We start from the raw sequence: 12683 nt of genomic DNA on the forward strand, positions 1-12683 counted from the left end.
GGATGGCTCTCTTGCATCATACGCGGCAGGGCGCGATCCGGATGTCACGACCGCGTGAGCCCGGTGGCCGTGACTGCGCGGTGCTTTCTGGACAAAGCCCGCCGGGTGTGGGATGTGGCACGCCAACCCTGCACCGCCAGTCCGAGAGGCATTCATGGTCACGACACGTTTTGCGCCTTCGCCCACCGGCTATATCCACGTGGGCAACCTGCGCACTGCCCTGATGAATTTCCTGATCGCGCGCAAGGCGGGCGGGCAGTTCATCCTGCGCATCGACGACACTGACCCGGAACGCTCGAAAGAGGAATATGTCGACGCGATCAAGCGTGATCTCGACTGGCTGGGCCTGCATTGGGACCAGGTCGAGCGCCAGTCCACCCGGCTTGATCGCTACGCGGCGGCGGCGGACCGGCTGTGCGAGATGGGGCGCTTCTACGAATGTTTCGAGACGCCGGGCGAGCTTGACCTCAAGCGCCGCAAGCAGCTCAACATGGGCCGCCCGCCGGTCTATGACCGCGCCGCGCTTGATCTCGGCGAGGACGAAAAGGCGCGGCTGCGCGCGGAACGCGGCGGATACTGGCGCTTCAAGCTCGATCACGCGCGGATCGAATGGGACGACGGCATCGCCGGGCCCACCTCGATCGACGCGGCGAGCGTGTCCGACCCGGTGCTGATCCGCGCCGACGGACAGGTGCTCTACACCCTTGCCTCGGTGGTGGACGATACCGAGATGGGCGTGACCCACGTGGTGCGCGGCGCCGATCATGTCACCAACACCGCCACCCAGATCCAGATCATCGAGGCGCTGGGCGGAACTGTGCCGCAATTCGCGCATCACAGCCTGCTGACCGGGCCGCAGGGCGAGGCGCTGTCGAAACGGCTGGGCACGCTCGCGCTGCGCGACCTGCGTGAACGCGGGATCGAGCCGATGGCGCTCCTGAGCCTGATGGCGCGGCTGGGATCGAGCGACCCGGTGGAGCTGCACGACGACATGGGCGCGCTCATCGACGGGTTCGACATCAGCCGGTTCGGCACCAACCCGACGAAATTCGATGTCGAGGACCTCGTTCCGCTGACCGCGCGGCTCTTGCATGCCGCCCCGCTCGACGCGGTTGCCGATGACCTCGCCGCGGCGGGGGTGCCCGACGACAAGGCCGCCGCCTTCTGGGAAGCGGTGCGCGAGAACATCGAGACCCGCAAGGACATCGCCGACTGGTGGGCGCTCTGCCGCGACGGTGCCGAACCTGTCATCGACGAGGAGGACGCCGATTTCGTGGCCGAGGCCATGGCGCTCCTGCCCGAAGAGCGTGACCAGCAAACATGGGCGCAATGGACGGCGGCCGTGAAAGAGGCGACCGGGCGCAAGGGGCGCGCGCTCTTCATGCCGCTCAGAAAGGCGCTCACCGGGATGGGTCACGGGCCGGACATGGCCAAGCTCCTGCCGCTCTTGCAGGTGATCCGCGCCAAGGGCTGACCTTGTTGCGTGCCGGGTCTCTTTCTTGGCTCCAAATACTCTGGGGGAGGTGCAAGATGCCGGGGCATCTTGCACCTGGGGGTGAAACCCCCAACACACCAAACCTGTGTGCCGCAGGCACGCCTTGATCAGACCGGGTGACGGTCGATGATCCTGACATGCAGGCGGCGCAGTTCGGCATCGACGAAATCGCGCTCGTCGGGGCCCAGGAGCCTGTGGCGGGGATAGACCGGGCTTTCGCGGTCATCCATGACGGGCGCGTCCCAGCCCGAGGTGGTGTCGAAGAACCGCCGGGCGCCGGCCTCGCCGAATTGTTGCAGATAGCCCTGCACCACCACGTCGAGATAGGAGAGCAGCACCGGGTGTGCCGCGTCGGGGTGGCCATGGGCGTCATGCGGGATCGAGTAGATCGCCACGTCGATCCGGTGCGGCAGCGGATGGTCGATATCGTCGGGAACCTTGACCCGGGCATAGGCGTGTTCGCGCTCGTCGAGTGCCGTCCAGTCATCGCCCGGCACATGGGCGATCATCCCGTCGATGGTCGTGCCCGGGTCGGGCAGGGCGGTGAGAAAGGCGACCGGGCGCAGATGCGTATGCCGCCAGGCCCGCCGCCAGCCGCGCGCCCGGGCCGGGTGGGCATCGGCATGATCATGGGTCGAAAGGTTCACGAGCGAGCCGTAACCGAAGAAGAATGCGCCTTGTCGTGCTGTCATGCGCGCAAATTTGCCTGTGGATTGATCCATGTCAAACAGGTAAACATGCAAAACAGGCATGGTCATGGTATCTTTTCCTGCCTGAAACAACCCGGGGACTGGCACGTGCGGATCACCAAGAGAACCAATATCGCCATTCGCGTCCTGATGTTCTGCGAGGTCAATCGCGGGCGGCTGGTGACCAAGTCCGAGATCGCCGAATGCTGCAACACCTCGGAGAACCACCTGGCGCAGGTGATCAACCAGCTGGGGCAGATGGGGTATCTGCACACCCAGCGCGGCCGCAATGGTGGGATGGAACTGGGCCGTCCGGCCAGCGATATCGTGATCGGCGAGGTGTTCCGCGCGCTGGAAAGCCATGTGCCGCTGACCGAGTGTTTCGCCGATGTCGACAACACCTGTCCGCTGGTCGATGCCTGCCGGTTGAAGCTGGCGATCCAGGACGCGGCCGAGGCGTTCTATGAGCGGCTCGACGGGGTGACGCTGGACGCGCTCGTATGCGACAACGATCCGCTCAAGGCACTGATGGCGCCGGGCATGTGCGGCAGGCCGAAGGCAGGCGTTGCCTGAAATGTCCTGAACCGGTGTTTCGGGGGCTTGCGGCGGCGCGGGCGGTATACTAGCGTAAGCGCGAACACCGAGCCGGGAGAACCGTCATGCAGACGGTGCCGAAGGAGCAACCGCCCCGGAAACTCTCAGGCCAAAGGGACCGGCCGGTGACATGAACTCTGGAGAGACCCCGGCACCACCGGGGCGCCGAAGGGATAGCGATCTCAGGCGAAAGGACAGAGGGGGCATCAGGCCGCGCGGGCGCCGCGCGGGGAAATGATGCCGGTTTGATAGCCAGAAAACCGCGTATCGTGTGACGAGAGAGGGACACGACATGCCGGACCTGAAGCGCACGCCGCTTTTTGACCTTCACCACGCGCTGGGGGCGAAGATGGTGGAATTTGCCGGTTACGAGATGCCTGTGCAATATCCGATGGGCGTGATGAAGGAGCACCTGCATTGCCGCGCCGCCGCCGGGCTGTTCGACGTGAGCCACATGGGGCAGGTGATCGTGCGGGGCGGCACGGGCAATGGCGCGGAGGATTTCGAGGCGCTGGTGCCGCAATCCATCTGCGGGCTGGCCCCGGGGCGGCAGCGCTACGCGTTTTTCACCAACGCGGCCGGCGGGATCGAGGATGACCTGATGGTGGCCAACCGTGGCGATCATCTCTTCGTGGTGGTCAATGCCGCTTGCAAGGCGGGCGACCTGGCGCTCATGCGGGCGGGTTTGCCGGGCTGCGAGGTCGTGGAGATTACCGACCGCGCGCTGGTGGCCTTGCAGGGTCCGGGGGCCGAGGCGGTGCTGGCCGCGATCGTGCCGGGTGTGCGCGAGATGCGGTTCATGGACGTGATCGTGGCGGAATCGGCCTTTGGCGAACTGTGGATCTCGCGGTCGGGCTATACCGGCGAGGACGGGTTTGAGATCTCGGTGGCCGAAGGGCCGGCCGAGACCCTGGCGCGGGCGTTGCTGGCAAGCGAGGCAGTCGCGCCTATCGGCCTTGGCGCGCGGGATTCGCTGCGCCTCGAGGCGGGATTGTGCCTCTACGGCAATGACATCGACGCGGGCACGAGCCCGGTCGAGGCGGGGTTGGACTGGGCCATCCAGAAGGTGCGCCGCAAGGGCGGCGCGCGCGCGGGCGGTTTCCCGGGCGCGGCGCGGATCCTGGACGAGCTGGAGAACGGCGCGGCGCGGCGGCGGGTCGGGCTGGCCCCCGAGGGCCGGGCCCCGATGCGCGCGGGTGTTGCGATTCACGAGTCCGATACGGGCGGTGCGCCGGTGGGCGCGGTGACCTCCGGCGCGTTCGGCCCGACGCTCCAAGCGCCGATGGCGATGGGATACGTGCCCGCGGGCTTGTCGGCCCCCGGCACGCGGCTTTACGGTGAGGTGCGGGGCAAGCGGTTGCCCGTTCTCGTGGCCGACCTGCCCTTTGTGCCCGCCAATTTCAAACGCTGATCCCTGAGGAGATACACCTTATGAAATTTACCGAAGAACATGAATGGTTGCGCGAAGAGGACGGTGTGATCGTCGTCGGCATCACCGAACATGCCAGCGAGCAACTGGGCGACGTGGTGTTCGTCGAGCTGCCCGAGGTGGGCAGCGAAGTGACCAAGGATGACGAGATCTGCGTGATCGAGAGCGTGAAGGCCGCGAGCGATATCCTGGCCCCGCTGGATGGCGAGATCGTCGAGGTGAACGATGCGATCGTCGATGATCCGGGCAAGGTCAACGAGGATCCGCTGGGCGATGCGTGGTTCTTCAAGATCAAGCCGGCCGAGCCGGGCCAGATGGACGACTACATGAGCGAGGCCGAATACAAGACCTTTATAGGCTGATCGAGGTTCGGCCCGGGGGTGCGTTTTCCGCGAACATCCGGACGCCTTCGGCGAGAGTATTTTTGGCAAGATGAACTAAGGGGCGGCGATCGGCCCCGGGGAGAGATGAGACCATGGCGTTCACACCGACCGATTACCTGCCCTATGATTTCGCCAACCGCCGCCATATCGGCCCCAGCCCTTCTGAGATGGAGGAGATGCTGAAGGTGGTGGGGGCCGGGAGCCTCGATGCGCTGATCGACGATACGCTGCCCAAGGCGATCCGGCAGGAGGTGCCGCTCGATCTGGGCAAGGCCATGTCGGAGCGTGAGCTTCTCTATCACATGCGCCGCACGGCGTCGAAGAACCGGGTTCTCAAATCCCTGATCGGGCAGGGGTATCACGGCACGGTGACGCCGCCCGCGATCCAGCGCAACATCCTGGAAAACCCGGCCTGGTACACGGCCTACACGCCCTATCAGCCCGAGATCAGCCAGGGGCGTCTGGAGGCCCTGCTGAACTTCCAGACCATGGTGAGCGACCTGACCGGGCTGGAGATCGCCAACGCTTCGCTTCTGGACGAGGCAACGGCCTGTGCCGAGGCAATGACCATGGCGCAGCGCGTTTCCAAGTCGAAGGCCAGGGCGTTCTTCGTCGATCGGGATTGCCACCCGCAGAACATCGCGGTGATCGAGACGCGGGCGAGGCCGCTGGGGATCGAGGTGATCGTCGGCAATCCCGACAAGCTGGACCCCGAGACGGTCTTTGGCGCGATCTTCCAGTATCCGGGCACCTATGGTCACGTGCGCGATTTCTCGCCGCAGATCGAGGCGCTGCACGCGCACAAGGCGATCGCGGTGGTGGCGGCGGATATCATGTCGCTTACGCTCCTGAAGGAGCCGGGCGCGATGGGGGCCGATATCGCCGTGGGCAACACCCAGCGCTTTGGCGTGCCGATGGGCTATGGCGGGCCGCACGCGGCCTATATGTCGTGCCGCGAGTCGATGAAGCGGGCGATGCCCGGGCGGATCGTCGGGGTTTCCATCGACAGCCATGGCAACCGGGCCTATCGCCTGGCCCTGCAGACCCGCGAGCAGCATATCCGGCGCGAGAAGGCCACGTCAAACGTGTGTACCGCGCAGGCGCTCCTGGCGGTGATGGCGGGAATGTACGCGGTCTATCACGGGCCCGAGGGATTGAAGGCGATCGCGCAGCGCATCCACCGCAAGACCGTGCGCCTTGCCAAGGGGTTGGAGGAGAACGGGTTCAAGGTCGATCCGCGATCCTTTTTCGACACGATCACGGTGGATGTGGGGCCACTTCAGGCGGCGGTGATGAAATCGGCGGTGGACGAGGGTATCAACCTGCGCGCGGTGGGCGAGCGCCGGGTGGGCATTTCCATCGACGAGGCGGTGCGCAGCGCCGATATCGAGGCGGTGTGGCGTGCCTTTGGCATCAGGCGCAAGGATGACGATTTCGCGCCCGAATACCGGGTGCCCGAGGCGATGCACCGGCGGTCGGAATTCCTCACCCATCCGGTGTTTCACATGAACCGGGCCGAGACCGAGATGATGCGCTACATGCGGCGGCTGGCCGATCGCGACCTGGCGCTGGACCGGGCGATGATCCCGCTGGGATCGTGCACGATGAAGCTCAACTCGGCGGCCGAGATGATGCCGGTGAGCTGGCGCGAATTCTCGATGCTGCATCCCTATTGCCCCGCGGACCAGGCGCTGGGCTACAAGGAACTGATCGACGATCTTTCCGCCAAGCTGTGCCAGATCACCGGTTATGACGCCTTTTCGATGCAGCCCAATTCGGGCGCGCAGGGGGAATACGCGGGGCTGTTGACCATCTCCGCCTATCACGCGGCGCGCGGCGAGGGGCATCGCAAGACCTGTCTCATCCCGGTGAGCGCGCATGGCACCAACCCGGCCAGCGCGCATATGGTGGGCTGGGACGTGGTGGTGGTGAAATCTGCCGAAAATGGCGATATCGACCTCGACGATTTCCGCGAGAAGGCCGAGAAGCATTCCGAGACGCTGGCGGGCTGCATGATCACCTACCCCTCGACCCACGGGGTGTTCGAAGAGACGGTGATCGAAGTGTGCCGCATCACCCATGACCATGGCGGGCAGGTCTATATCGACGGGGCCAATCTCAACGCGATGGTGGGGCTTTCGCGGCCCGGCGACCTGGGCGGGGATGTGAGCCACCTGAACCTGCACAAGACATTCGCCATCCCGCATGGCGGGGGTGGACCGGGCATGGGGCCGATCGGGGTCAAGGATCACCTGGTCCCGCACCTGCCGGAAAAATCCGGCGCGGTGAGTGCGACGCCCTTTGGCTCGGGGTCGATCCTGCCGATTTCGTGGGCTTACGTGTTGATGATGGGGGGCGAGGGGCTGACCCAGGCGACGCGGGTGGCGATCCTCAACGCCAATTACATCGCGCGGCGCCTCGAGGGGGCGTTCGACGTGCTTTACAAGGGGCCGTCGGGCCGGGTGGCGCATGAATGCATCCTCGACACCCGCCCCTTTGCCGAGAGCGCGGGCGTGAGCGTCGATGACATCGCCAAGCGCTTGATGGACAACGGGTTCCATGCGCCGACCATGAGCTGGCCGGTGGCGGGCACGCTGATGATCGAGCCGACCGAGAGCGAGACCAAGGCCGAGCTGGACCGGTTCTGCGACGCGATGCTGTCGATCCGCGAGGAAATCCGCGCGATCGAGGAGGGGCGCATGGACCGCGAGAACAATCCCTTGAAGAACGCACCGCACACTATGGAAGACCTCGTGAAGGACTGGGACCGGCCCTATAGCCGCGAGGAAGCCTGCTTCCCGCCGGGTGCCTTCCGGGTCGACAAGTACTGGCCGCCGGTCAACCGGGTGGACAATGTCTGGGGCGACCGGCATCTCGTTTGCACCTGCCCGCCGGTCGAGGCCTATGACGAGGCGGCGGAGTAATCGCCGGTCCTGCCCGGAACAGCGGCGAAGCCGACCGGGTAGCACACGGCCGCCCCCCGGCCGGGTGCTTTTGATACGTTGTGCACCGCCTCAAGCCGGGAATCACGTTGCGGGATAAACTGCCCTGCATATGCGTTGCGAGCACCCGACCGCGGCCGTGTGCTGCCCTTTCGTCCGGCATCGGGTGAATGCGATCAAGCGCAACCCCGGTCCTGCGATCAGAGGCCGAGCGCGGTTGCGATCCGGTCGCGCAGCGCCTGCCAGGTCGCCTCGTCCGGGGCCGAGAGCAGATAGCCCTCGGTCGTGCCGGTGTCGTACTCGCGCCCGTCGAGAAAGCGCGCGACGCCGCCCGCGCGCTCGCAGATCAGCACCCCGGCGGCATGGTCCCAGGGGTTGAGCGTGGCCGAGAGGATGAAATCGACCGCGCCCTGGGCCAGCAGGCGATATTCGTGGCATGAGCAGCGCAGCGAGTTGAGCCGCGCGACATCGGCCCCCAGGGGGGCGAGGGCGCGGCGGTCGGATTCGGACATGTAGGAGAGATGCGCGATGCCCGAGAGGGTCGAAAGCGCGCCGCCCGTGGAGGTCGCGAGGGTGCGGTTCGGGCGTCCCACTTCGGATTGCAGGGCCGGGCCGTCCTCGGTGGCAAAGATCCAATCGTCGGTGATCGGGTCGTAAAGCATGCCGAAGATCGGTTTGCCAAAGCGCGTGGCGGCCAGGATCACGCCGAAGAGCGGCAGGCCATGGGTGAAATTCCACGTGCCGTCCACCGGGTCGATGATGAAGGCCAGTTCGGCCTCGGCGGCGGCCTTGCGCAGGTCGGGGTCGCCTGCCGCGCTCTCTTCGCCCAGCACGGCCGCGCCGGGAAAGAGCCGCGAAATGGCCCGGGCGATCATCGCCTCGGCCCCGGTATCGGCGGCGGTGACGAGATCGGCGGGGCCGGACTTGGTCGCGATCTGGCCTTCGGTGAGGTTGCGAAAGCGCGGCAGGATCTCGGTTCTGGCTGCGCGGCGGACGATGTTGACGAGGCTGGAAATCTGGGCCTCGGTCAGGCGCGTGGCGGGGCGGGGGAGGGTTTCAGGGGGCATCGGGTCACCTGTCGCTTGCGGGTCGGGCGAGGGATGGCATTGCGGGTTACGGGGTGCAACCGCAATAGCGTCTCGCGAGGAACTCGAATCGCCCATGCCCTGCCGCGTTTTGCGCTCTGGGGACATTGGCGATGCATATTGCATCGGGTTTCCCGAAACGCCTTATTCCCGCGCACGCAGCACCCGGGCGGGGCGCACGGCAAGCGAGCGCGCCGCGAATCCGGCGCTGGCCACGAGCGTGGCCGCGACGCCGCCCGCGACGATGGCCAGACCCGAGGGCCAGATCACCGAAAAGCGCGTTTCGAAGAGGAAATGGCTGATGGCCCAGCCGCCCGCGATCCCGGCCCCGAGTGCCACCGTTCCGGCGGCAAGGCCCAGAAGCCCCGCGCGCAGAAGGAAACTGCTGAGGATGCTGGCGCGGGTGGCGCCCAGGGTCTTGAGCACCGCAGCCTCGTGGGCGCGGGCCGGACTGCCGGCCGCCGCCGCGCCAATGAGCACGAGAAACCCGGTGAGCAACGTCACCGCCGCGCCCCAGGAGGTGGCGGCGGCGATCCCGTCGAGCATCTCGGCCACGCGGTCGATGGCGTCGCGCACGCGGATCGCGGTAATGTTGGGAAAGGCCTCGGCAAGATCGCGCAGGATTGCGGCCTCGGCCTCTGGTTCGGCATAGACGGTGGCGATGAAGCCATGCGGCGCAGCGGCGATGGAGGCCGGGTCCATGGTCAGGACAAAGCCCATGCCGGCAGTGGAAAAATCGACCTCGCGGAACGAGGCGATGGTGGCGGTGACGTCGCGGCCAAGGATGTTGAGCGTGATCGTATCGCCGAGTTTCAGCCCCATCTCTTCCGCCTCTTCGTCTGCGAAACTGACGAGCGGGGGGCCGGAATAGTCATCGGGCCACCATTCGCCTTCCGTCACGTGGGTGCCCTCGGGCTGGGCCCCGGCATAGGTGATCCCACGATCGCCGCGCACGACCCAGTGATCGCGCGCCACCTCGCTGGCTGGCCGGCCGTTGATCTCGGTGATGACGCCGCGCAGCATCGGGGCGCTTTGCACGCGCGAAACCGCGGGGTCGTTCTCGACCCGGTCACGAAAGCCCGGCATCTGGTCTTTCTGGATATCGACGAAGAAATAGGATGGCGCCTGTTGCGGGAGATCCCGCGAGATCGCGCCGCGCAGGTTGCCGTCGATCTGTCCCACCGCGGCCAGAACCGACAGGCCCAGCCCGATCGAAAGCACCACCGGCAGCGCCTCGGAGCGCGGGCCGCCGATGGCGGCCAGCGCCCAGCGCGTCGCGGGTCGGGCACGTGCGGCGCGGTGGCCACGCCGCGCCAGCGCCCGGATCGCCAGCCCGGCCAATGCCAGAACCACGAGTGCCGCGATGATGCCGCCGGCCGTCCAGAGGGTGAGCCGGACCGATCCGGAAAACACCGCCGCCGAGGCGATCAGCGCGGCCAGCAGCCCGGCGGTGGCCAGCACGTAGCGCGCGCGTGGCCATGTGGGTGCGCTTGACAGCGCATCGCGGAAGAGCGTTGCGGCGCGGATCGTTTCGGTTCGCGCGAGCGGCCAGAGGGTGAAGAGCGCGGCGGTGAGCGCGCCGTAGAGTGCGGCCTCGAAGAGCGGCGCAGGATACAGCGAAAAGACCGCCGGAACGGGCAGGGCGGCGGCGAGGACGGGCGCGAGCAAGAGCGGCACGCCGCTGCCCAGGACGAGACCGATCACGATGCCCAGCGCCGAAAGCGCCGCGATCTGGAGCCCGTAGGCCAGGAAGATCGTGGCATTCGTGGCCCCCAGCGTGCGGAGCGTGGCGATGGTTCCGGTCTTGCCCGCGAGGTAGGCGCGCACTGCCGCAGAGACGCCGACGCCGCCCACGGCGAGGCCCGAAAGCCCGACAAGGATGAGAAACCCTGAAAGCCGCTCGACAAATTGTGCCACGTTGGGCGCGCCGTTGCGCGCATCGCGCCAGCGCAGGCCCGATCCGGCGAGTTCTTCGCGCGCTTCTGCTTCGAGGGCGTCGAGATCGGTGCCGGGGGGGAGCGACAGGCGGTAGTGGGTGGAATAGAGCGTTCCGGGTTCGAGCAGGCCCGAGCCGGACAGAGCGTCGCGGTGCAGGATGGTGCGCGGCCCGAGCCCGAAGCCGCCGGTGGCATTGTCGGGCTCGCGGGTGAGCGCGGCGGCGAGGCGGAATTCCTGTCGCCCGAGGGTGAAGCTGTCGCCGATGGAAAGCCCCATCCGGTCAATGAGGAGCGGGTCCATCACCGCGCCGGGCCGGTCTGAGCCGCGCAGCGCCTCGTCGAGCGGCATCGGCGGGTCGAGTTCAACCGCGCCTTTCAGGGGGTAGGCGCCATCGACCGCCTTGATCTGGGTCAGGGTCCGGGCGCCGTCGAAAGCGGCCATGGAGCGGAAATCGGCGATCTCGGAGACCGCGTCGGCGCGGCTGTCCATCCATGCGCGTTCCTCGGGGGTGGCGAAGCGATAGGTCAGTTCGATCTCCGCATCGCCGCCCAGAAGGGCGGCCCCCTCGCGGGTCAGCCCGGCCTCGATCGCGGCGCGCACCGATCCGATGCCGGAGATGGCGGCGACCCCGAGCGAAAGGCAGGCCAGGAACACGGCAAAGCCGCGCAGACCACCGCGCAATTCGCGCCGTGCGATGCGGCTCGCCATGGGCAGGCTCATGCAGCGGCCCCCCGGGCGGTGTCGAGGCGCCCGTCGCGCAAGCGCAGAACGCGATCACAACGATTCGCGACCGCCTGGTCGTGTGTGACAAGCACGAGCGTCGCGCCATGCGCGGCGCGCAGGTCGAAGAGCAGTTCGATGATCTGGGCGCCGGTGGTGCTGTCGAGGTTGCCGGTGGGCTCATCGGCCAACAGGATGTCGGGCTTTGGCGCCACGGCGCGGGCAAGGGCCACGCGCTGTTGCTCGCCGCCCGAAAGCTGGCTGGGATAGTGGTCGGCACGGTCCTTGAGCCCGACGCGGGCGAGTTCGTCGCGGGCGCGGGCGAATGCGTCGCGATGCCCGGCCAGTTCCAGCGGCGTGGCGACGTTTTCAAGCGCGGTCATTGTGGGAATGAGATGGAAGGACTGGAACACGATGCCCATGTGATTGCGCCGGAATCGTGCCAGCGCGTCCTCGCTCATGTCCGACAAATCATGGCCCAGAGATGTGACCCGCCCCGAAGTGGCCCGTTCGAGACCGCCCATCAGCATCAGAAGCGAGGATTTGCCAGAGCCGGAGGGGCCGACAAGGCCCAGCGTTTCGCCCCGGTTTACATCCAGTGAAATCGCGTGGAGTATTTCGATGCGTCCCGCATTGCCGTCCAGCGATAGTGTCGCGTCGGACAGGGACAGAACCGGTTCTTCTGAAGGAGAGGTCATGAGGCCCACAGTATTGTTTGCGCTTCTGGTGTCATATGGGGTGCGCGCGCCTGTCGGCAAGGCGCTGGCAGGGTTTCTTTTCTTGGCAATGCTTGCCGGGCCGGCGGTGGCGGAGAAGGTGCATATCGTCGCATTTGGCGACAGCTTGACCGCGGGGTATGGCCTGCCCGAGCACGAAGGGTTCGTGCCGCAGTTGCGGGCGTGGCTGGAGGCGCAGGACGAGGATGTGCGCGTGGTCAACGCGGGCGTGTCGGGCGATACCACCGCGGGTGGGCAGGCGCGGTTCGAGTGGTCTTTGACGGCCGAGTTGCAGGGGGTGATCCTGATCCTTGGCGGCAACGACGCGCTGCGCGGGATCGACCCCGCGACGATGCGCTCCAATCTCGATGCGATACTGGAAACCGCGGCGGAGCGCGAACTTGAGGTGTTGTTGGTGGGTATGCCGGGGCCGGGAAATTACGGACCGGACTATCGCGCGGAGTTCGAGGCGGTCTATGCCGATCTGGCGGAGAAACATGACACGCTGTTCTACCCCGATTTCCTTGCTCCGCTGGGCGATGACCCGGCAGAGGCGCTGGACTTCATGCAGGCGGACGGGATCCACCCTGACGCGGAAGGAGTGGCGCGCATCGTCGAGGCGTTCGGTCCCAGCGTTCAGGCGTTGATCGAGCGGATCAGGAGCGAGTGAGACCCATGCAAAACGGGCGCCC

At 66.8% G+C, this 12683-nt stretch carries 10 protein-coding genes and 1 riboswitch; of the genes, 6 read left to right on the top strand and 4 right to left on the bottom strand.

Features of this window, described 5'->3' with window-relative positions:
* The first annotated feature begins 154 nt into the window (after window positions 1-154).
* A complete protein-coding gene (gltX, locus tag ACESL9_RS07540) occupies window positions 155-1474 on the top strand; it encodes a glutamate--tRNA ligase (RefSeq protein WP_372611229.1) in 1320 nt (439 codons plus the stop codon).
* Window positions 1475-1602: 128 nt separating this feature from the next.
* Here gltX and ACESL9_RS07545 read toward each other — a convergent pair whose 3' ends face one another.
* The gene (locus ACESL9_RS07545; RefSeq protein ID WP_372674670.1) at window positions 1603-2187 is read right to left on the bottom strand and encodes a gamma-glutamylcyclotransferase family protein; all 585 of its coding nucleotides are present in this window, start codon (window positions 2185-2187) and stop codon (window positions 1603-1605) included.
* Window positions 2188-2292: 105 nt separating this feature from the next.
* On the opposite strand from ACESL9_RS07545, the gene ACESL9_RS07550 reads away from it, so the two are divergent.
* The 4 genes from ACESL9_RS07550 (at window position 2293) to gcvP (ending at window position 7514) form a co-directional block, all read left to right on the top strand.
* Window positions 2293-2757 (top strand): RrF2 family transcriptional regulator, encoded by a 465-nt coding sequence (locus ACESL9_RS07550; protein ID WP_372611355.1) that lies wholly within the window; start codon window positions 2293-2295, stop codon window positions 2755-2757.
* Between the two features lie 63 nt (window positions 2758-2820).
* A riboswitch (glycine riboswitch) is annotated at window positions 2821-2909 on the top strand.
* A 161-nt stretch (window positions 2910-3070) separates the two neighbouring features.
* The gene (gene gcvT / locus ACESL9_RS07555; RefSeq protein ID WP_372611225.1) at window positions 3071-4189 is read left to right on the top strand and encodes a glycine cleavage system aminomethyltransferase GcvT; all 1119 of its coding nucleotides are present in this window, start codon (window positions 3071-3073) and stop codon (window positions 4187-4189) included.
* A gap of 20 nt (window positions 4190-4209) precedes the next feature.
* Entirely contained in the window at window positions 4210-4569 is a 360-nt protein-coding gene (gcvH, locus tag ACESL9_RS07560) for a glycine cleavage system protein GcvH (RefSeq protein WP_372611223.1), read from the top strand.
* Window positions 4570-4682: 113 nt separating this feature from the next.
* Window positions 4683-7514, top strand: coding sequence for an aminomethyl-transferring glycine dehydrogenase (gcvP, locus tag ACESL9_RS07565; protein ID WP_372611221.1), 2832 nt, complete (start codon window positions 4683-4685; stop codon window positions 7512-7514).
* Window positions 7515-7732: 218 nt separating this feature from the next.
* On the opposite strand, the gene ACESL9_RS07570 is transcribed toward gcvP, so the two are convergent.
* From ACESL9_RS07570 to ACESL9_RS07580, 3 genes are all read right to left on the bottom strand, one after another.
* Window positions 7733-8599 (bottom strand): inositol monophosphatase family protein, encoded by an 867-nt coding sequence (locus ACESL9_RS07570; RefSeq protein WP_372611219.1) that lies wholly within the window; start codon window positions 8597-8599, stop codon window positions 7733-7735.
* A gap of 162 nt (window positions 8600-8761) precedes the next feature.
* Window positions 8762-11275 (bottom strand): ABC transporter permease, encoded by a 2514-nt coding sequence (locus ACESL9_RS07575; RefSeq protein ID WP_372611217.1) that lies wholly within the window; start codon window positions 11273-11275, stop codon window positions 8762-8764.
* Complete coding sequence (locus tag ACESL9_RS07580; protein ID WP_372611215.1) at window positions 11272-11973, bottom strand: ABC transporter ATP-binding protein; 702 nt, start codon at window positions 11971-11973, stop codon at window positions 11272-11274. Before ACESL9_RS07580 ends, ACESL9_RS07575 begins: the two co-directional genes overlap by 4 nt.
* Here ACESL9_RS07580 and ACESL9_RS07585 point away from each other — a divergent pair.
* A complete protein-coding gene (locus ACESL9_RS07585) occupies window positions 11972-12661 on the top strand; it encodes an arylesterase (protein ID WP_372611213.1) in 690 nt (229 codons plus the stop codon). The two genes, ACESL9_RS07580 and ACESL9_RS07585, sit on opposite strands and share 2 nt — an antisense overlap.
* Window positions 12662-12683: the final 22 nt, after the last annotated feature.

This window comes from Aquicoccus sp. (assembly GCF_041686535.1).
GTDB lineage: Bacteria > Pseudomonadota > Alphaproteobacteria > Rhodobacterales > Rhodobacteraceae > Aquicoccus.

Excerpts from the sequence above, each read along its gene's own strand:
- gcvT (WP_372611225.1), top strand. The coding sequence starts at position 3,071 with ATGCCGGACCTGAAGCGCACGCCGCTTTTTGACCTTCACCACGCGCTG.
- ACESL9_RS07580 (WP_372611215.1), bottom strand. The coding sequence starts at position 11,973 with ATGACCTCTCCTTCAGAAGAACCGGTTCTGTCCCTGTCCGACGCGACA.
- ACESL9_RS07545 (WP_372674670.1), bottom strand. The coding sequence starts at position 2,187 with ATGACAGCACGACAAGGCGCATTCTTCTTCGGTTACGGCTCGCTCGTG.
- gltX (WP_372611229.1), top strand. The coding sequence starts at position 155 with ATGGTCACGACACGTTTTGCGCCTTCGCCCACCGGCTATATCCACGTG.
- gcvP (WP_372611221.1), top strand. The coding sequence starts at position 4,683 with ATGGCGTTCACACCGACCGATTACCTGCCCTATGATTTCGCCAACCGC.
- ACESL9_RS07585 (WP_372611213.1), top strand. The coding sequence starts at position 11,972 with ATGAGGCCCACAGTATTGTTTGCGCTTCTGGTGTCATATGGGGTGCGC.
- ACESL9_RS07570 (WP_372611219.1), bottom strand. The coding sequence starts at position 8,599 with ATGCCCCCTGAAACCCTCCCCCGCCCCGCCACGCGCCTGACCGAGGCC.
- ACESL9_RS07575 (WP_372611217.1), bottom strand. The coding sequence starts at position 11,275 with ATGAGCCTGCCCATGGCGAGCCGCATCGCACGGCGCGAATTGCGCGGT.
- gcvH (WP_372611223.1), top strand. The coding sequence starts at position 4,210 with ATGAAATTTACCGAAGAACATGAATGGTTGCGCGAAGAGGACGGTGTG.